This window comes from Curtobacterium sp. MCPF17_021 (genome assembly GCF_003234605.2).
Taxonomy (GTDB): Bacteria; Actinomycetota; Actinomycetes; order Actinomycetales; family Microbacteriaceae; genus Curtobacterium; species Curtobacterium flaccumfaciens.
Genome location: NZ_CP126252.1, coordinates 870491 through 893002, shown reverse-complemented (window position 1 = coordinate 893002; position 22512 = coordinate 870491). Strand labels below are relative to the sequence as shown.

The following is a 22512-nucleotide window of genomic DNA, read 5'->3' as shown; positions in this document are numbered from 1 at the left end:
GTACGCCCGGTTCCGGTAGGCGCGCACAAGGCGGACTGGAGGCCCGTGGCGATACCGCCACGGGCCTCCAGTCCGCCTTGTAGTCGCGTCAGCCGCCCTGTAGTCGCGTCAGCCGCGCTCGGTGTCGTCGCCGACGTCGGCCCGGCCGTCCTCGGCCGCACGCCGCTCCGAATCGTCCGTCGCGGCACCGTCGCTCGCGGTGCCGTTCGCCTCGGCCTCCAGGCGCTCGCGCACCTCGGCACGGTAGCGGGTGCGGCGGATGCGCCGGGTCATGTCCACGACGAGCAGGATCGTCACGATGGCGACGAGTGCGATCGCGATGAACCCGACGACACCCGGGGTGACGTCGACGTCGGGGACGACCGAGGGGCTGGGGCTGGGAGTGGCGGCGAGTGCCGCCGCGATGGTGCTCACGAGGTCGGTTCCTTGTCGGCTGGGATCCCGGCGAACAGGTCGGTCTCCGGGAGCTCGGTCGGCACGCGTGCCTCCACGAGCTGGTAGTCCTCGGTCGGCCACACCGTCGCGAGGAGGTCGTTCGGCCAGTAGAAGAAGGCACTGTCCGGTGCGACCTGGCTGGCGTGCGCGCGGAGTGCGGCGTCACGCTGGTCGAAGTACTCGTGCACGTCGACGTGGGTGGTGGCGAGGTCGGGCCGGTCGGCGAACCGCTCGACCCACTCGCGCAGCTGCTCGATCGCGGGGCTGTCCGGGTCGCGCTCCTGCAGGGCTTCGAAGATCGTGCTGAAGCGGCGCGGGTTCATCGTGCGCTCGTAGTAGAGCTTCGCGATCGACCACGGGGCACCGGCGGACGGGTACGCCGACGGGTCGGCGGCGGCGGACCACGCGGCCATCGACACCTCGTGCGTGCGGATGTGGTCGGGGTGCGGGTAGCCGCCGTTCTCGTCGTAGGTGACGAGCACGTGCGGGCGGAACCGGCGGATCACGCGGACGAGGGCCTCGGTGCTGTACTCGAGCGGCACCGTGGAGAACGTGCCCGGCCGGACCGTCTCGCCCTTCTCGGCGTCGGGCAGCCCCGAGTCGTGGTACCCGAGCCACACGTGGTCGATGCCGAGCGCCTGCTGCGCCGCGGCCATCTCGGTGCGGCGGTACCCGGCCATGTCACGGTGGGCACGGCTCGTGGCCGGCTCGCCGAGCTGGTCGTTCAGGATGTCGCCGGCCTCGCCACCGGTGCAGGACACGACGAGCACCTGGTGCCCGTCGGCCACGTACTTCGCGGCGGTCGCGGCACCCTTGCTCGACTCGTCGTCGGGGTGGGCGTGGACGGCCAGCAGACGGTAGGGCACGTGGGGTTCCTCACTGCGGGTGAGCGGCGTCGGACGCGGGCAGCGCACAGCATCGCGTGAACTACCCTGGGATCAGGATATCCACCCCGGGAGCCCCGAACTGTCCGAACAGCACCAGACCGCCACCCTCGACGAGCGCTACGGCCGCACCCCGGCCCGCAAGCGCCGCAGCCGCCTCTTCGCGATCGTCGCAGCCATCGCGGTCGTCGTGGTCTTCGGTGCATGGGTGATCTGGGCCGGGCTCGACCAGTCCGACCGTGGCCTCGACCAGGACGTCATCGGGTACGAGGTGCTGTCCGAGCACAGCACCGTCGTCCACTCGCAGGTGTCCGTCGACCCGGGTGTCGAGGCGAAGTGCGCCGTGCAGGTCCTCGACAAGAGCTACTCGATCGTGGGCTGGAAGGAGATCACCGTGCCGGCGTCCGAACAGCGCAGCCGGAGCATCTCCACGCAGGTCACCACGACGACGCGGGGCGTGACCGGCTTGATCCACGACTGCTGGATTCCCTAGACTGTCCTGATTCGCCTCTCGAGACCGACCACTCGGCCGGTCTCGTTTTTTCATGGTCGAAGGGACAGAACATGAGCAACGACACGCAGGTCACCTGGCTGACCCAGGAGGCGCACGACCGTCTCAAGGCGGAGCTCGACGAGCTGAGCGGCGAAGGCCGTGCCGAGATCGCGCGCCGCATCGAGGCCGCTCGCGAAGAAGGCGACCTCAAGGAGAACGGCGGCTACCACGCCGCGAAGGACGAGCAGGGCAAGATCGAGGCCCGCATCCGCGTCCTCACCGAGCTCCTGAAGCACGCCACCGTCAGCGAAGCGGAGTTCGACGGCACCGTCGAGCCGGGCACCGTCGTCACGGCGGTCATCGCCGGCGACGAGTCCACCTTCCTGGTCGGCAGCCGCGAGATCGTCGCCGAGGGCTCCGACCTGACGGTCTACAGCCCGGTCAGCCCCGTCGGCGCGGCCATCGTCGGCCTCAAGGCCGGCGACAAGGCCACGTACACGGCGCCGAACGGCAAGGAGATCGCCGTCGAGGTCGTCAAGATCGAGCGCTACGAGCCGTAGACCCGGCCCACTCCTGACAGGAGGCCCGTGGCGACACCGCCACGGGCCTCCTGTCTGTCTGCTGGTCGCGCCCAGAGCGCGCGCCGCACTTCCGACAGTCCACGCGTCGAACGACTCGTGGATCGTCGCGGACTAGTGCTCCAGGAGTTCCGGGCGGAAGCCGACCTCGTGCAGGCGTTGGATGACCTCCTGCGCGTGCTCGGGGCCGCGCGCCTCGATCGACAGGTCCAGCGCGACCTCGTTGATGACCAGGCCCTGCCCGTGGCGGGTGTGCAGCACCTCGACCACGTTCGCGCCGGCGTCCGAGATGACCTGGGCGACGCGGGCGAGCTGACCCGGGCGGTCCGGCAGCATGATGCGGATGCCGATGTAGCGCGAGGCGGCGACGAGCCCGCGGGTGATCACGCGCTCCATCATGAGCGGGTCGATGTTGCCGCCGCTCAGCAGCACCACGGTGCGGCCGGTGTCGCGGACGGCACCGGACATGATCGCGGCGACGCCGACGGCCCCCGCTGCCTCGACCACGAGCTTGGCGCGCTCGAGCAGGACGAGCAGGGCGCGGGCGGTGTCGTCGTCCGAGACGGTGACGATGTCGTCGACCAGGTCGCGGATGATCGGGAAGTTCAGGTCGCCGGGGCGTGCCACCGCGATGCCGTCGGAGATGGTCGGCTTCGTGGTGATGGTGACGGGTTCGCCTGCGGTGATCGACGACGGGTAGGCCGCAGCGTTCTCGGCCTGCACGCCGATGACCCGGATCGGACGTCCGAGCCGTTCGGCCATGCCCTTCACCGCGAGTGCGATGCCGGAGATGACACCGCCGCCTCCGATCGGCACCACCACGGTGTCGACGTCCGGCACCTGGTCGATGATCTCGAGGCCGAGCGTGCCCTGCCCCGCGATGACCGCCGGGTGGTCGAACGGCGGGATGAACACGGCGCCGGTGTGCGCGGCGAAGTCCTTCGCGGCGCTCAGTGCCTCTTCGACGGAGTGCCCCCGCAGCACGACGTCGGCGCCGTAGTGGCGGGTGGCCTGCAGCTTCGGCAGGGCGACCCCGACCGGCGTGAAGATGGTCGCGGGGATGCCGAGCTCGCGGGCGGCGAGGGCGACACCCTGCGCGTGGTTGCCGGCGCTCGCGGCGACGACGCCCTTGGCGCGCTGCTCGGCGGACAGGGTCGAGAGGCGGTTGTAGGCACCGCGCACCTTGTAGGCACCCGTGCGCTGCAGGTTCTCGCACTTCAGGTGCACCGGGGACCCGAGCAGCTCGGCGAGGAACTGCGACGTCTCCATCGGGGTGACGCGTGCGACGCCCTTGATGGTCTCGCGCGCCGCCTCGATGTCCGCGAGGGTCGGGATCGCGGTGAGCGTGTGCGGGGAGGCGCTGGTGTCGGTCACTCCCCCATCATCGTCGCTCCGGGCCCCCGCGGCGAACTCGTGTGACGCTCAGTTGGTGCTGGCAGTGCCTTCTTCAGCGGAGGGGCCGGCATCCACGCCTGGTGCGGGGACGTCGTCGCCGACCTTGTGGCGACGGCGGCGGAGCAACTGGATCTGCCCGTGCTGCCCGCGCTTCGGCGTCGCTTCGAGGACGTGGTCGGAGTCGAGCCGTCGCCAGCGTCCGCTCGCGATGGTGGTGACCATGGCGTTCAGCGTGGCGATCAACGGCACGGCGAAGAACGCCCCTGCGATGCCCGCGAGCCCGGAGGCCGCGGTGACGCCGAGGACGACCGCCAGGGGGTGGACCTTGACCGCGTTGCCCATGACGAGGGGCTGCAGGATGTGGCCCTCGATCTGCTGGACCAGCAGGACGACACCGAGCACCAGGACCGCGGCGAGGGGGCCGTTGAAGATCAGGGCGACGAACACCGCCAGGAAGCCCGTGACGATGGCACCGACGACCGGGATGAACGCGCCGAGGAAGACGAAGGCGGCGATCGGGATCACCAGCGGCATGCCGCCGAAGAAGAGCCCGACGATGAAGGACCCCAGGCCGATGCCGACCGCGTCGACGAAGGCGACGAAGATCTGCACCCGGATGAAGCTCGTCAGGGTGATCCAGCCGGCGACACCGGCGCCGTCCACCGCGGCACGCGCCTTCTTCGGGAACAACCGGACGGACCAGCGCCAGACGTTCTTGCCGTCGATCAGCAGGAAGATCGTGGTGAACAGGGTGATGAAGAGCGCCGCGAACACGTGCGTCGCGCCCGACCCCGCGCTGGCGACCCCGGACAGGATCGACGCGGAGTTGTCCTGCAACCACTTCGTGCCGTCGTCGAGCCAGCCGTTCACGTCGGACTGGTTGATGCCGAACCCGGAGTTCAGCACGAAGTCCTTGATGTTGGCGTACTGGTCGATCGTCCGGTCACGCAGCGACGGGTACGACGCGATGATCTGGTCGACGACGAGCCAGATCAGGCCGCCCAGGGCGGCGACGCCGCCGAGCAGGCTCATGACGACCGCCAACCACTTCGGCACGTGGTGCCGCTGCAGCCAGTTCGAGACCGGCACCAGGAGCGCCGAGACCACGATGCCGATGAGGAACGGGATGAGGATCTCGCTGAAGACCGTGACGAGCCAGATGAAGACGGCGATCACGCCCACGACGACGAGTGCCCGCCACGACCACGCGCCGGCGATGCGCACGCCGACCGGGACGGATTCCTCGACCACGGGGTCGGGGTGTGTCTGCTTGCTTCCCCATGCCATGGGCCCGAGTGTAGCGATGTGCTTCCCGTCAGGTGCCAGATACGGCATACGTTCGTGGACGCTCATGTCGGCGGGGTTCGGTAGCGTCGCCGCATGCCCAGGTCGACGCTCTCCGCCGCCGAGGCCCGCCGGGTCGCACTCGCCGCGCAGGGGTTCGGACGGCCACCCACCGAGCCGGTCTCGACGCGGGCGCTGAACGCCGCGTTCGGCCGGCTCGGGCTGCTGCAGATCGACTCCGTCAACGTGTTCGAACGCAGCCACTACCTGCCGCTCTTCGCCCGACTCGGGGCCTACGACCGGTCGACGCTCGACCGGCTGACGCTCGGACGCTCGGGTCCGTACACCGAGTACTGGGCGCACGAGGCGGCGTTCATCCCCCGCGACGACCTGCGGCTGTTCCGGTGGCGGATGGACGCCCTGCGGGAACGGGACGCCGGCCCGACCCGGGTCGACGGCGTCACTCGGACCGCTGCCGTCCGGCGCGAACTGCACGCCCTGCTCCGGGCCGAGGGGCCGATGCGGGCGAGCGCGGTGGAGCACGAGTCGAACGTGCGACGCGGCCCCTGGTGGGGGTGGAGCGACGTGAAGCTCGGGCTCGAGCAGATGTTCCGCTGGGGCGAGGCGGTGAGCGCCGGACGGGCCGGGTTCGAGCGGGTGTACGCCCTGCCCGAGCAGGTGCTGCCCGCGGGCTTCCTCGAGACCGCCCCGCCGCGTGCCGATGCCGTGCTCGAGCTCGTGCGTCAGGCCACACGGGCGCTCGGCATCGGCACCCGAGCGGACATCGCGGACTACTACCGGCTGCGCTCCGACGACACGGCCACCGCGATCGCCGAGCTCACCGACGCCGGCGAGCTCCTGCCGGTGCGGGTGGAGGGCTGGGGCGAGCGGGCCTGGCTGCACGTGGGGGCTCGGGTCCCCCGGCAGCTGACGGCGGACGCGGTGCTGAGCCCCTTCGACCCGGTCGTCTGGTTCCGGCGGCGGGCCGAGCGGATGTACGGCTTCCACTACCGGATCGAGATCTACACCCCGGCCCCGAAGCGGGTGTTCGGCTACTACGTGCTGCCGGTGCTGCAGGACGACCGGCTCGTCGGGCGGATCGACCTGAAGAGCGACCGGCAGCGCGGTGTGCTCCGCGTCCGGACCGCGTGGCAGGAACCCGGCGAGCACCTGGACCCCGAGCGGCTCGCCGACACACTGCGACGGACCGCGAGCTGGCAGGGCCTCGGCGCGATCGAGGTGACCGGCCGAGGAACCGCTGCTGCGGCCGTCGCCGGGGCGCTCGGAGTGCCCCTGGTGCCGCACGAGTCCGCTGACGACACGGACACCCCCGAACCGATCGAGACGGCCGACGACACCGCCGCCGACGGCATCGGCTGACCCGTCAGAACCGGTCGGCGTTCGCCCGCAGCCGCGCGATGCGGTCGGGCAGCGGCGGGTGCGTCGAGAACAGTCGGTCCATCACACCGGGGCGCATCGGGTCGGCGATCCACAGGTGCGCCATCGAGGAGTTCTGCGTCTGCATCGGTCGGCCGTACGCGCCGAGCTTCTCGAGGGCCCGGGCCAGGCCCTCCGGGTGCCGGGTCGTCATCGCACCCGTCGCGTCGGCCAGGTACTCGCGCTGCCGGGACACCGCCGCCTGCACGCCGGCCGCGGCGATCGGGGCCACGATGACTGCGACGATCCCGGCGATGAGCAGCACCGGGTTGGCGCTGCCGCCGTTGTCCGAGTTGCGGTTCCGCCCGCCGGACAGGCCGCTGAAGATCGAGATGCGGAGCAGGACGTCGGCGATGAGGCCGACGGCCACGACGAGTCCGAAGACCATCGTCGACACCCGGATGTCGTAGTTCCGGACGTGTCCGAGCTCGTGGGCCATCACGCCCTGCAGCTCCTGGTCGTCCATGAGCTCGAGCAGCCCGGTCGTCGCCGCCACCACCGCGTGCTCCGGGTCACGCCCGGTGGCGAAGGCGTTCGGAGCGGGGTCGGGGATGACGAACACCCGGGGCATCGGCATGCCGGTCGCGATGGCGAGGTTCTCGACGGTGCGCCACAGCCGCGGTTCCGAGACGCGGTCGATCTCGACCCCGCCGGCGATCGCGGTGGCCTGTCGTGCCGCCAGGAAGTACTGCAGCACCGCGTACCCGAAAGCCACCACGAGGACGATGAAGCCGATCGAGACGTTGCCGGCCATGTACCCGCCGAGGAACCCGAGCGCGCCGATGATCAGCAGGAACACCAGGACGATGAGGACGGTGTTGCGCTTGTTCCGCGCGATGGCGCTGTACACGTCGGATCCGACGCTGGGGTCAGAACTGGACGCGCGGCGGCTCGGCGATGGCCGCCGGCTCGTTCGTCTCGAAGAACGGGGCCTCGGAGAAACCGCGGTTCTTCGCGAACGTGGAGTTCGGGAACACCCGGATCTTCGTGTTCAGCTCACGCACACCACCGTTGTAGAAGCGGCGGGCGGCCTGGATCTTGTCCTCGGTGTCGACGAGCTCGGACTGCAGCTGCAGGAAGTTCTGGCTCGACTGCAGCTGCGGGTACCCCTCGGCCACCGCGAACACGCTCTTGAGCGCCTTCTGCATGTGCCCCTCGGCGGTGGAGGCCGTGTCGGCGTCACCGGCGGACAGCGTCTCGGCGCGGGCCTTCGTCACGTCGTCGAAGACCGCCTTCTCGTGCGTGGCGTACCCCTTGACCGTGTCCACGATGGTGGGGATGAGGTCGGCGCGGCGCTTCAGCTGCACCGAGATGTCGCTCCAGGCCTCGTCGACCCGGACCTTGAGCGTGACGAGGGAGTTGTACGTCACCCAGAGGTAGATCCCGATGATCACCAGGACGACCACCACCACTCCGACGACGATGAGCGTCGTGACGAGTCCGGTGTCCATGCGGGCGTACTCCTTTGCGCGTCGGGATCCGCGGTGCTGCGTTGGCCTGAACGGCCATCGTGAAGTCTATCGACGCGCTGAGCATGCTCCGTTCCGTGAGCAGTGTTCACGGCCGATTCCCGAGTCACGCACACCGGGTTCCCGGACTGCGGGCCGATCCCGAACCTCATCCGCGAGGTGTATTGACCGGAGGCCGCCGATCCCGTGGGATGGGTCCGGTGAACACGACCGGGGAGAACGTGGACGAGAGGGCTGTCGGGGGCGACAGCCCTCGTCGTCGTCCCCGCTTCGCCCTGCTCGCAGCTGCGACGACGGTCCTCGTCGCCGCGCTCCTCGGGGCCGCGGCAGCCCCGGCCATCGCGGTCGCCGCGGACGGCACGTCGGTCGACGCTGCCGCTGCGGACGCCCCGGCAGCCGCCGCCCGGGCAGCCGCCACCCCCACCGCCACCCCCGAGCCGAGCGAGATCGCTCCGCCGAGCCCCGGCCGGCCGGGCGCCCCGACGCCCACCCCCACGCGTCCCGCCGTTCGGCCCACCATCGCCGACCCGGGTGACGTCACGACGGGGACGACGCGCTTCCACGGCACCGGCACCCCCGGGCACACCGTCCGGGTGACCGGCCCGGCCGCGACGGGTTCGTCCGGGTGCACGACCCGGGTGGACCCGAACGGTTCCTGGGCCTGCCTCGGCACCGTCCGCTCGGGCCCGCAACAGGTCTTCACGGTGCGCGACCTCGTCGCCGCACTGCCCGTCGCGAGTGCACCGGCCTCGGACGTCATCGTCCCGCCGACCCTGGCGGCCGCCGGGCCCACCGGCGGAACGGTCTCCGGTACGGGGTACCCCGGATCGACGGTGCTGCTGTCGGTGTCCGGCTCCTCGGCCCAGCAGACCGCCCGGGTCGGTGCGGACGGCCGGTGGGTGGCCGCCCTCGGGTCGCTCGCCGACGGCCGGTTCACCGTCACCGCGTCGCAGACCGCCAGCACGGCGCGCGGCTACCGGTCGGACCTGCGGAGCGCGGCCTCCGCTCCCGTGACGATCACGGTCGACCGCACGGCGCCCGCTGCCCCGCGCATCACGACACCGGACGACGGCCAACGGATCGGCACCCGCTCGACGACGGTCGCCGGGACCGGTGAGCCGGGCGCCCGCGTGACCGTGTACGTCGACCGTGCGCCGGTGTGCGGCGTGGTGGTCGCGCCGGACGCCTCGTGGTCGTGCTCCACCGCGGGGTCGACGCTGCGCGCCGGCGGGCACCAGCTCACCGCGACGCAGCACGACGTCGCTGGCAACTACTCCCGGTCGTCGGCCGCCGTCCGGGTCACGGTGTGGTCCACCACCACGGCCCCGACCGCCACACCGACCCCCGGCGCCACGGACACCCCGGGGACGCCGGGCACGGCGACGCCGGGATCCGGCGCGACGACGGGCACCCCCGGCGCGACCGGCCACGGTGGAACCGGGATCGGCACGAACGCCGCCGGTCACGGGGGCGACGGCGGCAACGGCGGCAACGGCGGCAACGGCAACGAAAGCGGCGGCGCAGCAGGCACCGGCAACGGCCCCAGCGACGGCACCGGCAGCACCCCGGCCGGCGTCGGCAGCGCCGGAGGCCACCCCGACTGGTCCGGCCCCGCCGGCGACTGGACCGCGGCGACGACGTACGACCGCACCGTCCCGACCATCCAGGCCGCGTTCTCGTGGCGGACCGTCCTGGTCGCCACCGCCGTCGCCGCCGGGTTCCTCCTGCTGATCGCCGCGCCGCTCGCCCTCGTGGCCGCGGTCACCCGGGGTCGCCTCCGCTCGCCGTTCGCCGGGCTGCTCGGCCGCAACCGCTCGCGGTCGGACCGCGCACGCGGCGACGACGTCCTGCCGACCTGGGCGTCGATCACCATCGCGGTGTCCGTCGCGGCGCTGTGCACCCTGCTCGGGGTCGGCGTCGAGCTCGAGGCCCGCTACGCCCGTCTGGCGATCGCCGTCCTCGCCGGGATCGGGGTCCTGACCGCCGCCGTCGTGTTCGCCACGCGGTGGGCAGCCGGCAGCGACCACCGCACGATCGGGTTCCGGGTGTCGCCGTGGCTCGTGCTCGCAGCCCTCGTGGCGTGCGGCGTCACCCGCGCGGCGGACCTGTCCCCCGCACTCATCGTCGGGGTCGTCCTCGTGCCCTCCGTCCGCCCCGGACTGGGGACCGGACCGCTCCGCCTCGGTACCGGGATCGCCGCGAGCGCCCGGGGTGCGACCTGGCGGGTGCTGGCCCTCCTCGGACTCGCCGCGGCCGGCTGGGTGCTGCACAGCCTGCTCGCGGGCGGTGGCTTCTGGGTGTCACTCGGTTCGGAGTTCGCCATCACGCTGTGCGTCGGCGGCCTCGGTGCCGTCGTCGCGACCCTGCTGCCCGTCGCGGGGTCCGCAGGCAGCGCGCTGCTCGCCGCCTCCCGCGGTCGGTACGTCGCGCTCGCGGTGGTCGCCGTCGCGCTGACCACCGCGGTCTACTCGGGGACGACCGGCACGCACGCCGCACCGGCCCTGCTCGTCGGCATCGCCGCGGCCTGCGTGGCGGCCGCGATCGCGGCCCTGGTCTGGCTGCGCACCGACCGGCGCGCGGCCCGCGTCTGACCCGCGCCGGGCCTCCAGAGCGGCGCACCGCACCGCCCGTCAGACAGAAGACGCACTTCCGGGCCGGTTCGCGGACAGCGGGCTAGTGTGACGATCGGTGCTGGTCGCACCGCACGGAGGACGCTCGCCGTCCCGCACGGACGACCGACGCCGCACCGGACCAGCGGTGCAGCAGTGCCGCGCGACCGGTGCCCGCGCAGCATCGACGGTGTGCACCGCACGACCGCGGCAGGAGCGATGATGACCGACACCCGGCCCGACCCGGAACCCCGCACCGACACCCGACGCGATCCGGAACCCCACGCCGAAACCCGGTCCGATTCTGAACCCCACACCGACACCCGGTCCGACTACGACGCGACGCGCTTCCGCGAGGTGTTCGAGGGCAGCTTCACCTACGCGAACGGCTTCGCCCGCAACACCCACCGCTTCGCCGGCCGACCCGCGCTGCGCGAGCCGGAGACGGACCGCTCGTGGACCTACGCCGAGCTCGGCGACGTCGTCGACCGGATCGCCGGGTGGCTCGTCCGGCACGGTGGCGGACGGGGTTCCGTCGTGATGGTCGAGCTGTTCAACACACCCGAGTTCGCGATGCTCTACTTGGCCTGCCACCGCATCGGCGCGGTGTTCTCGCCGACGAACTTCCGGCTCGCACCGGACGAGGTCGCGTTCATCATCGAGGACTCCGCACCCGCCGTCCTCGTGCACGACACCGAGCGGACGAGTGCGATCGCCGCCGCGATCGAGTCCTCGCCGCACCGGCCGGACCACGTCGTCCCGGTCGGCGGCGACCACGACCGGTTCACCGAGCTCCTCGCGTCCGAGCCCGTCTCCCCCGAGGAACTCGCGGCGATCGGCCCGCGCACCACCTACGACGAGTCCACCCGGCTCTACACCTCGGGCACCACCGGTCGGCCGAAGCCCGTCCCGCTGCCGAGCCTGGTCGAGGTGCTCAGCGCGCACGACGTGGTCATGCACTTCCCGCTCAGTCCGTTCGACAAGACGCTCAACATGTCACCGCTGTTCCACCGTGGCGGCCTGTACTCCGGCGGCCCGAACCCGGTGTTCTACGTCGGCGCGGAACTCACGACGCTGCGGCACTTCGACGCCGACCGGGTGCTCGACCTGGTCGAGTCCGAGCGCCTGACGTTCCTGATCGGGGCTCCGCCGAACCTGGTGCAGCTCGCCGACGCGCAGGAACGCCGGGCGCGGGACCTGTCGAGCCTCAACGGCATCGTCACGATGGGCGCACCGCTCGACCGAGCCGCGGCACTGCGGTACCAGGAGCTGCTGTCGCCGCGGATCTTCAACGGGTACGGCACCACCGAGACCTTCTGGAACACGTTCCTGCGCCCCGAGGACTTCCCGGACGGCGCCGGTTCCGCCGGTCGCGCATCGACCGACGACGACGTCGCCGTCGTCCGCGTGCACGAGGACCGTCTGGCCGACCCCACCGACACGGTGGCGAAGGACGGCACCGAGATCGGCGAGTTCGCCGTCCGCACCGTGAAGTCCGGCTACTCGTACCGGAACCCCGGGCTCGAGGCCGAGAAGTTCGCGAACGGCTGGTTCTACCCGGGCGACCTCGCCACGTGGGACGAGCACGAGCGGGTGACGATCGTGGGCCGCAAGGACGACATGGTCATCTCCGGCGGCGAGAACGTGCACCCCGTCCAGGTCGAGGCGGTGCTGCAGGAGCACCCCGGGGTCGCCGACTCCATCGTGGTGGGCGTGCCGGACCCGCGGTGGGGCGAGGTCGTCACCGCGTACGTCGTCCGTGCCGGCGACCGGCTGCCGACCGACGACGCCGAGGCAGCGGCCGTGCTCGAGGAGTGGACCGGCTCCCACCCGGGCCTCGCCCGGTACAAGCGCCCGCGGCGGTACCGCTTCGTCATGGACCTCCCCTACAACGCCACCGGCAAGAAGGTGCACTACCTGGCGAAGGACACGGCCGCGGCGGACCAGGCAGCGGGCCGGCTGATCGAGCCGTAGAGGGCCCGGTATCCGGCCGGTGACGGCCTGGAGGCCCGTGGCGGCGCCGCCACGGGCCTCCCGTCCGTCAGCTGGTCGCGTCCACCGCGCGCCGGGGCGCGTTGCGGGCGAAGAGGCCGGGCAGGAGCCCGCCGATCTTCGTCCCGATGCACAGGCTGACGAAGGTCGCGAGCGGGGTCGCGAGCGCCTCGGGATCGAAGGTGGCCACCGCCACCAGCCCGACCGTCCCCGGCACGAGCAGCAGGAACGCCGGGAAGAACGACACCGTCGCCGGGATCGCCGGCACGAGCCGCTCGAGCAACCGGGTCGCGACGAACAGCAGCGCCGCTGCGGCCCCGGTCGCGACGACGCTGCCCCAGAGCGGCGTCGTCGTGCTCACCACGGCGTAGGCGGTGACCATGACCGCCACCGACACGAGCGTCAGGCGCCACCCGGACCGGAACACCAGACCGAGCCCGACCGCGAGCACCACGACGGCCACCCACGACACCCAGTACGCGGGCACGGACTCCCAGCCGGCCAGGTCGGTGCCGACCCCCGCGACCTCGCCGACGAGCGCGGCCGACGACGGGTCGACGTGCAACCCGGTCAGGGCGCTGCCGGACGCGATGCCGGCGGCCATGAAGCCGAGCATGATGAGCCCCTGCACCAGTCGCGACGACCCGGTGACGATGTCGGCGGCGGTGAGTTCGAGCAACGCGTTGGTGATGAGCGCGCCCGGGACGAACACCGCCACCGGGGCGCAGACCGCGAAGAGCGGGACCTGCTCGAACCCGGTGCCCGCGGCGACCAGGCCGACGATCGCCGTCGACACGAACGCGGCCAGGAACGGGATGATCGCCACGGCTTCGCGGAAGCGCCGGAGGACCAGTCCGATCACGCCGACCAGGCCGCCGACGACGAGCGCCAGGACGATCGCCCACCAGGGGCAGCGGAAGACGACGGCCAGGCCGGCCGAGGTCAGGGCGTTGCCGAGGATCCACGGCAGGGCTGGCGGCGGGACGGTGCCGGCCCGGATGGCCCGGACGCGGGCGGGGATCTCGGCGAGGGCGATGGAGCCACTCTCGAGCCCGAGCACGACGCGGTTGGCGCGGGCGGCCTGGCGGGACGACAGTTCGACGCCCTCGGCGTTGACGATGGTGGCGGCGCCCGTCGAGACCTCGCTCACCATCACCAGGGCGGGCAGGACGCCGATCGCGAGCGTCGGTCCGACCCCGGCGGCGTCCCGGGCCTTCTCGAGCGCCGACCGGACGTCGGTGACGGAGCTGCCGGCGTCCAGGAGCAGGGCTCCGAGGGTGCCGAGGAGCATGCCGACCGGGACGCTCTCGCCGTCGACGACCTCGACGTGGGCCTCCGGTCGGCGGAGGGCGTTCTGCAGGTTGGCGAGTGCGCTTCCGAGTCCGACCACGATCGTCGATGCTACTGGGCGGCGAGCCGGTCGTGCAGTCGCGCCGTCTTCGCGGGAAGGCGACGGTCCGCGGGCCGGGAGGCACGTGGCGGGCCGGTTCCGCGCCTCCAGTCCGATGCCCAGGGCGACCCGATCCCACCGTCGAAGCGACAGATGGCAGGACCATCGCTCGGACTGTGCGGCCGGAGCGACAGAACGACGCGAACTGTTCGCAGAGTTCTGTCGCTTTCGCAGCGGCACGCGGCGGGCGCCGCGGCAGAGCCTCGGCGGTACCCCCGGTGGGACTCGAACCCACAACTCAGCGATTTTAAGTCGCGTGCCTCTACCGATTGGGCCACGGGGGCGGGCCGCAACAGCCTACCGATGCACGAAGGCGGCCACCCTTCGCAGGTGACCGCCTTCGTGACGAGTGGTGCTACTTGGCGTCGGCCGGGGCCGTCACCGGCTCGGGGGCGTTGGAGACGTCCTTCGCGGGCTCGCCGTAGACGGGACCGGCGGCACCGGCGACCTTGCCCTCTTCCGGAGCCGGGGCTGCGGCGGGCGCGGCCGGGGCCTCGGCGGCGGGCTTCGGACGGGACGCGAACGCCTCGAACGCGGCGCGCGGGGTCTCGCGGTCGTCGAGCGACACGATGTCGCGGCCCAGGAAGAAGCCACCGACCCAGTCGCCGATGACGCGCCACTTGCGCTCCCACGACGGCATGGCCAGGCCGTGGTAGCCGCGGTGCGCGCCCCAGGCCAGGAAGCCCTTCATGGCGAACTTGCCGGACTGGAACACACCGGTGCCGAGGCCGAGACCCGCGACGGCACCGAGGTTCTCGTGCTTGTAGTCGGTCGTCGCCTCGCCACGGATGGTCGCGACGACGTTCTTCGCGAGCTGCTTGGCCTGGCGCACGGCGTGCTGGGCGTTCGGCACGCAGAACCCGCCGACACCCCCACCGGTCAGGTCCGGCACGGCTGCGACGTCGCCGCAGGCCCATGCGTCGGCGATCACGCCGTTGTCGTCGACCACGCGCAGGTCGGGCTGCACGCGGATGCGGCCACGCTGCTCGAGCGGGAAGTCGGTGCCCTTGACCATCGGGTTCGCCATGACACCGGCGGTCCAGATGATGAGGTCGGACGGGATCGTCTCGATCGCGCCGTCGCTCGTCTTGAGCTCGCAGACGCCACCGACGGCCGAGGCCAGCTGGGTCTCGAGGTGCACGGTCGCGCCACGCTCGGCGAGGTTCTTGAGCACCCAGTGCGAGGTCTCGAGCGAGACCTCGGGCATGATGCGGCCCATCGCCTCGACCAGGTGGAAGTGCGTGTCGTCGAAGGACAGCTGCGGGTGGCTCTTCAGCAGGTCGGTGACGAAGGAGCGGAGCTCGGCGAACACCTCGATGCCGGCGAAGCCACCACCGACGACGACGACGGTGAGCAGGCGGTCGCGCTCGGGACCGGCCGGCAGGTTCGCCGCCTTGTGGAAGTTGCTGAGGATGCGGTCACGGATCGACGCGGCTTCCTCGATGGTCTTCAGGCCGATGGCCTCGTCCGCGACGCCCGGGATCGGGAACGTTCGGGACACCGCGCCGGCGGTCATGACGATCTGGTCGTAGGACTCCTCCCACGCCTCGCCTTCGGTCGGGGTGATCGTCGCCGTCTTGGTGGCGTGGTCGACCTTGGTGACCTTCGCCGTGACGACGCGGGTCTTCTTGAGGTGACGACGGTGCGCGACGACCGCGTGACGCGGCTCGATGGAACCGGCGGCGACCTCGGGCAGGAACGGCTGGTACGTCATGTACGGCAGCGGGTCCACCATGACGACCTCGGCTTCGCCCTGGCGAAGGTGCTTCTCGAGCTTCCATGCGGTGTAGAAACCGGCGTAACCGCCGCCGACGACGAGGATCTTGGGCACGGGGGATGATCTCCTTGGATGGGGGTGTGCGGGAGTCGGGTCAGACTTCGCCGCCACCCGCCCCGACTCCAGCGTCTGCACCGTCATCATACGCCCGGCACTCACACCGGGAGGGCGACCAGTCCGCACGCTCGAGCGCGAGGTCACCGATGGGGTTGACGCCGGGTCCGGCGGCGAGGGCGTGGCCGACGAGGGCGTGCAGGCACTTCACGCGGGTGGGCATGCCACCGGCGCTGATGCCGTCGATCTCGTCGACGTGTTCGATCGACTCGCGATCGGCCAGGTAGGACTCGTGGGCCGCGCGGTACTGCGCGGCGACTTCGGGGTCCTCGAGCAGGGCTGCCAGCTCGGGCATCACCTGGTTGGCCTCGAGGGTGCTGACCGCAGCGGTGGCCGCGGGGTGGCACAGGTAGTAGAACGTCGGGAACGGGGTGCCGTTCGACAGCCGGGGCTTCGTGGAGACGACGGTGGGGTTGCCACAGACGCAGCGTGCCGCGATCCCGATGACGTCACGCGCCGGTCGGCCGAGCTGCGCCGACACGACCTGGACGTCGCGGTCGGAGGGCGGGTCGAAGGGAGGGGTCGTCACGGGAACGTGAGCCTACCGGAGAAGCGGAACCCCTCGCACCGTCGGGCCGGACGGCTCCGCGCCGCGCGGTTCGGACTACTTGCTGTCGCCCGTGCCGGAGACGTCGGGGGCGACGAGGTCGGCTGCCCGCTCGTCGGTGAGCCCGGACTGCAGCACCGACGAGAGCATGGCCTGCACCCAGTCGACCTTGGGCGTCTGCACCTTCGCGCTCACGGGGGTGCCGGAGTCGGTGGTGGGGGTCTTCTCGGCCCGCTTGTCCTCGGTACCCATCACGAGGTAGCTCTCCTCGCCCGGGTACACGTAGAGCAGCCGGTCACGAGCCTGCGCCTCGATGTACGCCGGGTCGTCCCAGCGTGCGACGTCCTTCTTCTTCTGCGTGACGTCGGCCTTCTGGCTCGCGACCTCCTGCTGCTGCTGGGCGATCTGCTCCTGCTGCTGGATGAGCGTCCGGAGCGACGGCGCGAGCACCACCACGAAGAGCACGATGATCGCGAGCATGAGCAGGCTGAACCCGGAGAAGTGGATCGAGCGGTACCAGGGCTGCGCGGGTGTGCTGCCGTCGGGCATCGCCACGGGGACGCGGCGGACGCGGGGCTTCTGGCTGGGCACGGTCCGACGATAACCCGGCACGGTCGGTCGGGCCGCCCGGCACGCGGCCGTTCGGCGCCCTCTCAGCGTCTCGCGTCCCACGGTGCTGCCCAGCAGAAGACGCCGTCGTCTCCTCGAGATGCCTCCGGATTCGGCGGCGTCTCACGGACTTCGCGGCGTCAGGCTGACACGACGGCGTCACGCCGACGGCGGGCGGGTCCGGGTCCGATCGAGGCAGCCGGGAGGCACGGCTCCGGCCCGTCCGTCCGCCCCGCACCCGGAGTGGTCACCACACACCGCCCGGCGCACGTCCGGTGGTCACGTCCTGTCGGCCGGGCCCGGGCCAGCCGACGACTCGCGACCACTCGACGCAGCGCGCGCGGCACGTCCCGACCGCTCGGCGCTCCGGGGCGGCACAGACGACGAGACGCCGCCCTCCTGGAGGAGGACGGCGTCTCGGTGGTGCGGGTACTGCTGAGCGACTGGTTACAGCGACGCGGCGCGCGGGAAGGCCGAGCGACCGGCGTACACCGCGGCGTCGCCGAGCTCTTCCTCGATGCGGAGCAGCTGGTTGTACTTCGCGACGCGGTCCGAGCGGGCCGGGGCGCCGGTCTTGATCTGACCACCGTCGACCGCGACCGCGATGTCCGCGATCGTGGTGTCCTCGGTCTCGCCGGAGCGGTGCGACAGGATCGAGGTCAGGCCGTGACGGTGCGCGAGCGAGACCGCGTCGAGCGTCTCGGTGAGCGTGCCGATCTGGTTGACCTTGACGAGGATCGAGTTCGCGGCCTTCTCCTCGATGCCCCGCTGCAGACGCTTCGGGTTGGTGACGAACAGGTCGTCGCCGACGATCTGGACCTTGTCGCCGAGCTCGGCGGTCAGGTGCGACCAGCCCTCCCAGTCGTCCTCGGCCAGCGGGTCCTCGATGGTGACGAGGGGGTAGTTCGCGACGAGCTCGGCGAAGTAGGAGGTGAACTCCTGGCTCGAGAGCTGCTTGCCCTCGAACTGGTACTTGCCGTCCGAGAAGAACTCGGTGGACGCGACGTCGAGGCCGACGGCGATGTCCTTGCCGGGCGTGTAGCCGGCCTTCTCGATCGCGGTGAGCAGGAAGTCGAGCGCCGCGCGGTTCGACGCGAGCTCCGGCGCGAAGCCGCCCTCGTCGCCGAGGCCGGTGGCCAGGCCCTGCTTCTTCAGCTCGCCCTTGAGGGCGTGGTAGGTCTCGACGCCCCAGCGGAGCGCCTCGGAGAAGGACTCGGCGCCGTAGGGCACCAGGAAGAACTCCTGGATGTCGACGTTGGTGTCCGCGTGGGCACCACCGTTGACGACGTTCATCAGCGGGACGGGCAGCGTGTGCGCGTTCGGGCCGCCGAGGTAGCGGAAGAGCGGCAGGTCGACCGAGTCGGCTGCGGCACGGGCCACGGCGAGCGAGGCGCCGAGGATCGCGTTCGCGCCGAGGCGGGACTTGTTCTCGGTGCCGTCGAGCTCGATGAGCGCGGCGTCGACGAGGCGCTGGTCGGTGGCGTCGAAGCCCTCGAGCGCCGGGCCGATCTCGTCGAGGACGGCGTCGACGGCCTTGAGGACGCCCTTGCCGCCGTAGCGCGAGGCGTCGCCGTCGCGCAGCTCGTACGCCTCGAACGCGCCGGTGGATGCACCGGACGGGACGAGCGCGCGGGACACGACGCCGTCGTCGAGGAGGACCTCGACCTCGACCGTCGGGTTGCCTCGGGAATCGAGGACTTCGCGTGCGCCTACGGCATCGATCAGGGCCACGGGGTACTCCCTACACATTGGTTGTGGTGATTGCGGTGTCGATCCTAGCGAGCGGAGGTGAACGCGACGTCGGCCGTGACGCCCCGCTGTGGACGAGTCCGTGCTGGAACGAGGACTGGGTGCTCAGTCGAGCGGGCGGAACTCGACGCCCTCGAGCGACGCGGTGTCCGCCGAGACGGTCGCGAACGCCGTGAAGCCCTGGGCGGCGAGGCCGGCGAGCAGGTTCTTCGTGTTCTTCGTGCGGCGCTCGAGCCGGACGCGTCGGTGGGACGCCAGCGCTTCGGTCTTCAGCGCGGCGAGCCGGACCGGATCGACGTCCTTGTCGTACACGAGCACGACGGCGTCGGCCTCGGCGGACTCCGGGAGGGTCACGAGGTCGACGAGCCGCTCGAACCCGAGCGAGAACCCGACCGCGGGGACGTCCTGCCCGAGGAACCGGCCGATCATGCCGTCGTACCGGCCGCCGCCACCGAGGCTGTAGCCGAAGTCGGGGTGCGCGACCTCGAAGATCGTGCCCGTGTAGTAGCCCATGCCGCGCACGAGCGTCGGGTCGAAGCGCAGGTCCACCCCGGGCAGCGCCTCGCGCAGGCGGAGCAGGTCGGCGAAGGCCTCGGCGTCGAGCCACGGCGCCCCCTCGACCGACGTCCAGTCGGCGGCCTCGAGCGCGCGGATGGTGTCCTCGAGCCCGGGCAGGTCGGCACCCACGGTGCTGCGGAGCTCCGCCGCGACGCCGTCCGCACCGATCTTGTCGAGCTTGTCGATCGTGATGAGCGCGCGGTCCGCGGCGGCCGGCTCGGTGATCCCCCACGACGCGAGGAGCGCCAGCAGGATCCGGCGGTCGTTGATCCGGATCGTCGTGCCGCGGACCCCGAGGGCGTCGAGGGCCGCGGTCGTCGCGCGGATGAGCTCGATCTCGGCGAGCTGCCCGGGCTCCCCCAGGATGTCGATGTCGCACTGCACGAACTGGCGGTAGCGACCCTTCTGCGGGCGCTCGGCACGCCAGACCGGCGCGATCTGCACGGACCGGAACACCGACGGCAGCTCCGCACGGTGCGAGGCGTAGAACCGGGCCAGCGGGACCGTCAGGTCGAACCGGAGACCGAGGTCGGCGAGGTCCAACGGCGCTTCGGCTGCCTGCAGGTCCTCGGTGGTGAGCCCGCGCTTCATCACCGCGAACGCCAGCTTCTCGTTGTCACCGCCGAGCCCGGAGTGCAGCCGCGCAGCGTCCTCCACCACCGGGGTCTCGATCTCGTCGAAACCGTGCCGCGAGTAGACGTCCCGCACGACACCGAGCACGTGCTCGCGCCGGGCCTTGTCCGCCGGGAGGAAGTCACGCATGCCACGGGGTGCCGTCACGGTCGTTGCCATGCGGTCAATTCTGGCAGACGGGCGTCTCCGGCTTGCGCGCCTGCCGACCCACTGGCATACTGCATGCAGAACCTCGGTCCGGATCGTGCCTGATCCACGCTCCGGACCGATTCGCGGGGCGACGTGCTGCAGTGCGTCCCGCGGTTCGAGCGGGCTTCCCTGTCGGCCCCTCTCCCTGGTGGAGCCGACGCCCGCTCACGGGCGCCCTCTCTTTTTCGGGTTGGGAGGGCGCCCGTTCTCCCCTGCCCGGAGCGATCTCCCGACCGGGGATCACTCCACGGCCCGACCGGCCTCCTCCAGCGCCGCCACCGCGGCCCGCAGGCTCGCGACCGGGTCCACCCCGCGTCCTGCCGCAGCCGCGACCTCGCCGAGCACCGCTCGCCCCCACTCGGCGTCGACCGTCCCCACCCCGTCGTCCGCAGCCGGCGCTGCGGACGCACCACGGGCCTCCAGGCCGACGCCGGAACCGGAGCCGGAACCGAACCCGGCCCCGGCCCCGGCCTCGGCCTCGGCCTCGGCCCCAGCCCCGACGACGGACGCGACGACTGCGTCGGCGTCCCCACGTTCCTCCAGGCGTTCCAGCAGCTTCACCGCGCGCTCCAGCGGCGGCATCGCCCGCGGCACCCCGTCGAACGCACTCCGCCGGCTCGCCTTCTCGGCCGCCTTGGCCGCACGCCAGACCCGCACGACGTCCTCGACGGTGTCCGCGGTCTCGTCGCCGAAGACGTGCGGGTGCCGCCTGGTCATCTTGTCCCGGACCCCGGCGGCGACGTCCTCGAGGGTGAAGTCCCCCGCCCGGGCGGCGATCCCCGCGTGCAGGACCACCTGGTAGAGCAGGTCGCCGAGTTCCTCGCGGACGTCGTCCGGGTCGCCGTCGTCGATGGCGTCGACGAGTTCGTACGACTCCTCGACGGCGTAGCGGGCAAGCGAGGCGTGGGTCTGCGCCCGGTTCCAGACGCACCCGCCGTCCTCGGCGAGCAGGCGGTCGACGACGGTCACGAGGTCCGGTACGGCGGTCATCAGGTCATCGTGCCACCCGCGTAGACTGGTCGTGGTGTGTCGGGAAGTCTGGTCGACGGACACTCACCCGACCCCTCGAGACGGAGATCCATGTCGTCCCTCGTCCGCTCCCCCCGCTTCAGCGCCATCGCGCTCCTCACCGCCGCCGTGCTCGGCCTGGTCGTGGCGAACTCCCCGATCGGCCCCGGCCTCGAACGGCTGCTCGACGCGCACCTGCCGCTCGGTGCCCTGGGCCTCGACCTGTCGATCGCGCACTGGATCAGCGACGGGCTGCTCGCGGTCTTCTTCCTGCTCGTCGCGATCGAGCTCAAGCAGGAACTCGTCGACGGCGAGCTGTCGAACCCCAAGACCGCGATCATCCCCGCCATCGCGGCGGTCGGCGGCGTGCTCGTCCCGGCCGGCATCTTCCTGCTCGTCACCGCGGGCACGCAGTACACGCACGGTTGGCCGATCCCGACGGCGACGGACATCGCGTTCGCGCTCGGGGTGCTCGCCATGTTCGGTCGCGGGCTGCCGAGCGGCATCCGGGTGTTCCTGCTCGCGCTGGCCGTGCTCGACGACCTCATCGCGATCATCATCATCGCCGTGGTGTTCGCGCACGACACCGACTTCCTGGCCCTCGCGGGCGCTGTCGTCACCCTCGCGGTGTTCTGGCTGCTCGGCCGGATGCTCCGTCCGGGGCGCAGCGGGCAGACGTTGATCATCGTGGCGATGGTCGTGGTCGGGCTCCTGACCTGGTGGCTCGTCTACCACTCCGGTGTGCACGCCACCATCGCCGGCGTCGCCCTCGGGCTCGTGCTGCCCCGCCGCCCGGGCCACACCCTGCACGAGAACGTCGAGCCGTGGTCGAACGCCATCGTGCTGCCGGTGTTCGCGTTCGCGTCGGCTGCCGTCATCATCCCCTCGGTCGGCATCAGCGAGCTCTCCCCCACGTTCTGGGCGGTCGTCCTCGCGCTGCCGGTCGGCAAGGTGATCGGCATCACGCTGTTCGGCACGATCGCCACGCGGATCTTCCGCTCGCCCGGCCGCTCGTCGCTGTCGTTCTTCTCGATCATCACCGTCGGCGTGCTCGGCGGCATCGGGTTCACGGTGTCCCTGCTCATGAACGAGCTGGCGTTCGCCCGCAACGAGGAGATCCTCGACGAGGGCGTCCTCGCCGTGCTCGTCGGCTCGGGCATCGCCATCGTCGCGTCGGCGGTCGTCGTCACCCTGCGAGCGCGGGCGTACCGCGCGCGCCGCGAGCTGTCCGAGGCCGAGGACACCGAGTAGCGGGTCGCGGGCCGGGGTTCACACCCGTTCCGCGACAGGGCACGCGTCGTT

19 protein-coding genes and 1 tRNA gene are annotated in these 22512 nt (G+C 71.7%); 6 read left to right on the top strand and 14 right to left on the bottom strand.

Annotation, left to right across the window (positions count from 1 at the left end; translation table 11 throughout):
- Window positions 1-108: 108 nt before the first annotated feature.
- Window positions 109-414, bottom strand: a complete 306-nt coding sequence (locus DEJ29_RS04340) for a hypothetical protein (protein ID WP_111096025.1) — start codon at window positions 412-414, stop codon at window positions 109-111.
- Window positions 411-1301: a mycothiol conjugate amidase Mca gene (gene mca / locus DEJ29_RS04335; protein WP_027464504.1), complete on the bottom strand. Its 891-nt coding sequence runs from the start codon at window positions 1299-1301 to the stop codon at window positions 411-413. Before mca ends, DEJ29_RS04340 begins: the two co-directional genes overlap by 4 nt.
- 19 nt (window positions 1302-1320) lie before the next feature.
- On the opposite strand from mca, the gene DEJ29_RS04330 reads away from it, so the two are divergent.
- Both DEJ29_RS04330 and greA read left to right on the top strand, forming a co-directional pair.
- Entirely contained in the window at window positions 1321-1812 is a 492-nt protein-coding gene (locus tag DEJ29_RS04330; protein ID WP_017886738.1) for a DUF4307 domain-containing protein, read from the top strand.
- A gap of 71 nt (window positions 1813-1883) precedes the next feature.
- Window positions 1884-2372, top strand: coding sequence for a transcription elongation factor GreA (greA, locus tag DEJ29_RS04325; RefSeq protein ID WP_017886739.1), 489 nt, complete (start codon window positions 1884-1886; stop codon window positions 2370-2372).
- A 132-nt stretch (window positions 2373-2504) separates the two neighbouring features.
- Here the strand turns inward: greA and ilvA are convergent, their stop codons facing one another.
- Both ilvA and DEJ29_RS04315 read right to left on the bottom strand, forming a co-directional pair.
- Entirely contained in the window at window positions 2505-3764 is a 1260-nt protein-coding gene (gene ilvA, locus DEJ29_RS04320; protein WP_111096026.1) for a threonine ammonia-lyase, read from the bottom strand.
- 48 nt (window positions 3765-3812) lie between these two features.
- Window positions 3813-5072 (bottom strand): AI-2E family transporter, encoded by a 1260-nt coding sequence (locus DEJ29_RS04315; RefSeq protein WP_258376038.1) that lies wholly within the window; start codon window positions 5070-5072, stop codon window positions 3813-3815.
- A gap of 93 nt (window positions 5073-5165) precedes the next feature.
- Here DEJ29_RS04315 and DEJ29_RS04310 point away from each other — a divergent pair, with 93 nt between their 5' ends.
- Window positions 5166-6449, top strand: coding sequence for a winged helix-turn-helix domain-containing protein (locus DEJ29_RS04310; RefSeq protein WP_111096028.1), 1284 nt, complete (start codon window positions 5166-5168; stop codon window positions 6447-6449).
- Between the two features lie 4 nt (window positions 6450-6453).
- On the opposite strand, the gene DEJ29_RS04305 is transcribed toward DEJ29_RS04310, so the two are convergent.
- Both DEJ29_RS04305 and DEJ29_RS04300 read right to left on the bottom strand, forming a co-directional pair.
- The gene (locus DEJ29_RS04305) at window positions 6454-7356 is read right to left on the bottom strand and encodes a M48 family metalloprotease (RefSeq protein WP_111096029.1); all 903 of its coding nucleotides are present in this window, start codon (window positions 7354-7356) and stop codon (window positions 6454-6456) included.
- A gap of 19 nt (window positions 7357-7375) precedes the next feature.
- The gene (locus DEJ29_RS04300) at window positions 7376-7957 is read right to left on the bottom strand and encodes a LemA family protein (RefSeq protein WP_027464499.1); all 582 of its coding nucleotides are present in this window, start codon (window positions 7955-7957) and stop codon (window positions 7376-7378) included.
- A 218-nt stretch (window positions 7958-8175) separates the two neighbouring features.
- Between DEJ29_RS04300 and DEJ29_RS04295 the strand changes: the two genes are divergently transcribed.
- Together DEJ29_RS04295 and DEJ29_RS04290 are read left to right on the top strand one after the other, a co-directional pair.
- On the top strand, window positions 8176-10566 hold the full coding sequence (locus DEJ29_RS04295; protein WP_284174087.1) for an Ig-like domain-containing protein: 2391 nt from the start codon (window positions 8176-8178) through the stop codon (window positions 10564-10566).
- 210 nt (window positions 10567-10776) lie between these two features.
- Window positions 10777-12558, top strand: a complete 1782-nt coding sequence (locus tag DEJ29_RS04290; protein WP_284174086.1) for a class I adenylate-forming enzyme family protein — start codon at window positions 10777-10779, stop codon at window positions 12556-12558.
- A gap of 67 nt (window positions 12559-12625) precedes the next feature.
- Here DEJ29_RS04290 and DEJ29_RS04285 read toward each other — a convergent pair whose 3' ends face one another.
- From DEJ29_RS04285 to DEJ29_RS04250, 8 genes are all read right to left on the bottom strand, one after another.
- The gene (locus DEJ29_RS04285) at window positions 12626-13966 is read right to left on the bottom strand and encodes a threonine/serine exporter family protein (protein WP_027464496.1); all 1341 of its coding nucleotides are present in this window, start codon (window positions 13964-13966) and stop codon (window positions 12626-12628) included.
- Between the two features lie 270 nt (window positions 13967-14236).
- Window positions 14237-14310, bottom strand: a tRNA-Leu gene (locus tag DEJ29_RS04280).
- 71 nt (window positions 14311-14381) lie between these two features.
- On the bottom strand, window positions 14382-15857 hold the full coding sequence (locus DEJ29_RS04275) for an NAD(P)/FAD-dependent oxidoreductase (RefSeq protein ID WP_017886746.1): 1476 nt from the start codon (window positions 15855-15857) through the stop codon (window positions 14382-14384).
- A gap of 40 nt (window positions 15858-15897) precedes the next feature.
- A complete protein-coding gene (locus tag DEJ29_RS04270) occupies window positions 15898-16446 on the bottom strand; it encodes a DUF501 domain-containing protein (protein WP_071406119.1) in 549 nt (182 codons plus the stop codon).
- 75 nt (window positions 16447-16521) lie between these two features.
- Window positions 16522-17055, bottom strand: coding sequence for an FtsB family cell division protein (locus DEJ29_RS04265; RefSeq protein WP_110865051.1), 534 nt, complete (start codon window positions 17053-17055; stop codon window positions 16522-16524).
- Between the two features lie 465 nt (window positions 17056-17520).
- Window positions 17521-18804: a phosphopyruvate hydratase gene (gene eno / locus DEJ29_RS04260; RefSeq protein ID WP_111095798.1), complete on the bottom strand. Its 1284-nt coding sequence runs from the start codon at window positions 18802-18804 to the stop codon at window positions 17521-17523.
- Between the two features lie 123 nt (window positions 18805-18927).
- A complete protein-coding gene (gene hisS / locus DEJ29_RS04255) occupies window positions 18928-20172 on the bottom strand; it encodes a histidine--tRNA ligase (RefSeq protein ID WP_110865050.1) in 1245 nt (414 codons plus the stop codon).
- A gap of 270 nt (window positions 20173-20442) precedes the next feature.
- On the bottom strand, window positions 20443-21192 hold the full coding sequence (locus DEJ29_RS04250) for a MazG family protein (protein ID WP_111095799.1): 750 nt from the start codon (window positions 21190-21192) through the stop codon (window positions 20443-20445).
- Between the two features lie 90 nt (window positions 21193-21282).
- Here DEJ29_RS04250 and nhaA point away from each other — a divergent pair, with 90 nt between their 5' ends.
- Window positions 21283-22461, top strand: a complete 1179-nt coding sequence (gene nhaA / locus DEJ29_RS04245) for a Na+/H+ antiporter NhaA (RefSeq protein WP_110865048.1) — start codon at window positions 21283-21285, stop codon at window positions 22459-22461.
- Window positions 22462-22512 lie beyond the last annotated feature (51 nt).

What these genes read in the sequence shown, in the direction of transcription:
- DEJ29_RS04310 (WP_111096028.1), top strand. Translation starts at nt 5,166, where the DNA reads ATGCCCAGGTCGACGCTCTCCGCCGCCGAGGCCCGCCGGGTCGCACTC.
- greA (WP_017886739.1), top strand. Translation starts at nt 1,884, where the DNA reads ATGAGCAACGACACGCAGGTCACCTGGCTGACCCAGGAGGCGCACGAC.
- DEJ29_RS04315 (WP_258376038.1), bottom strand. Translation starts at nt 5,072, where the DNA reads ATGGCATGGGGAAGCAAGCAGACACACCCCGACCCCGTGGTCGAGGAA.
- DEJ29_RS04300 (WP_027464499.1), bottom strand. Translation starts at nt 7,957, where the DNA reads ATGGACACCGGACTCGTCACGACGCTCATCGTCGTCGGAGTGGTGGTG.
- DEJ29_RS04250 (WP_111095799.1), bottom strand. Translation starts at nt 21,192, where the DNA reads ATGACCGCCGTACCGGACCTCGTGACCGTCGTCGACCGCCTGCTCGCC.
- hisS (WP_110865050.1), bottom strand. Translation starts at nt 20,172, where the DNA reads ATGGCAACGACCGTGACGGCACCCCGTGGCATGCGTGACTTCCTCCCG.
- nhaA (WP_110865048.1), top strand. Translation starts at nt 21,283, where the DNA reads ATGTCGTCCCTCGTCCGCTCCCCCCGCTTCAGCGCCATCGCGCTCCTC.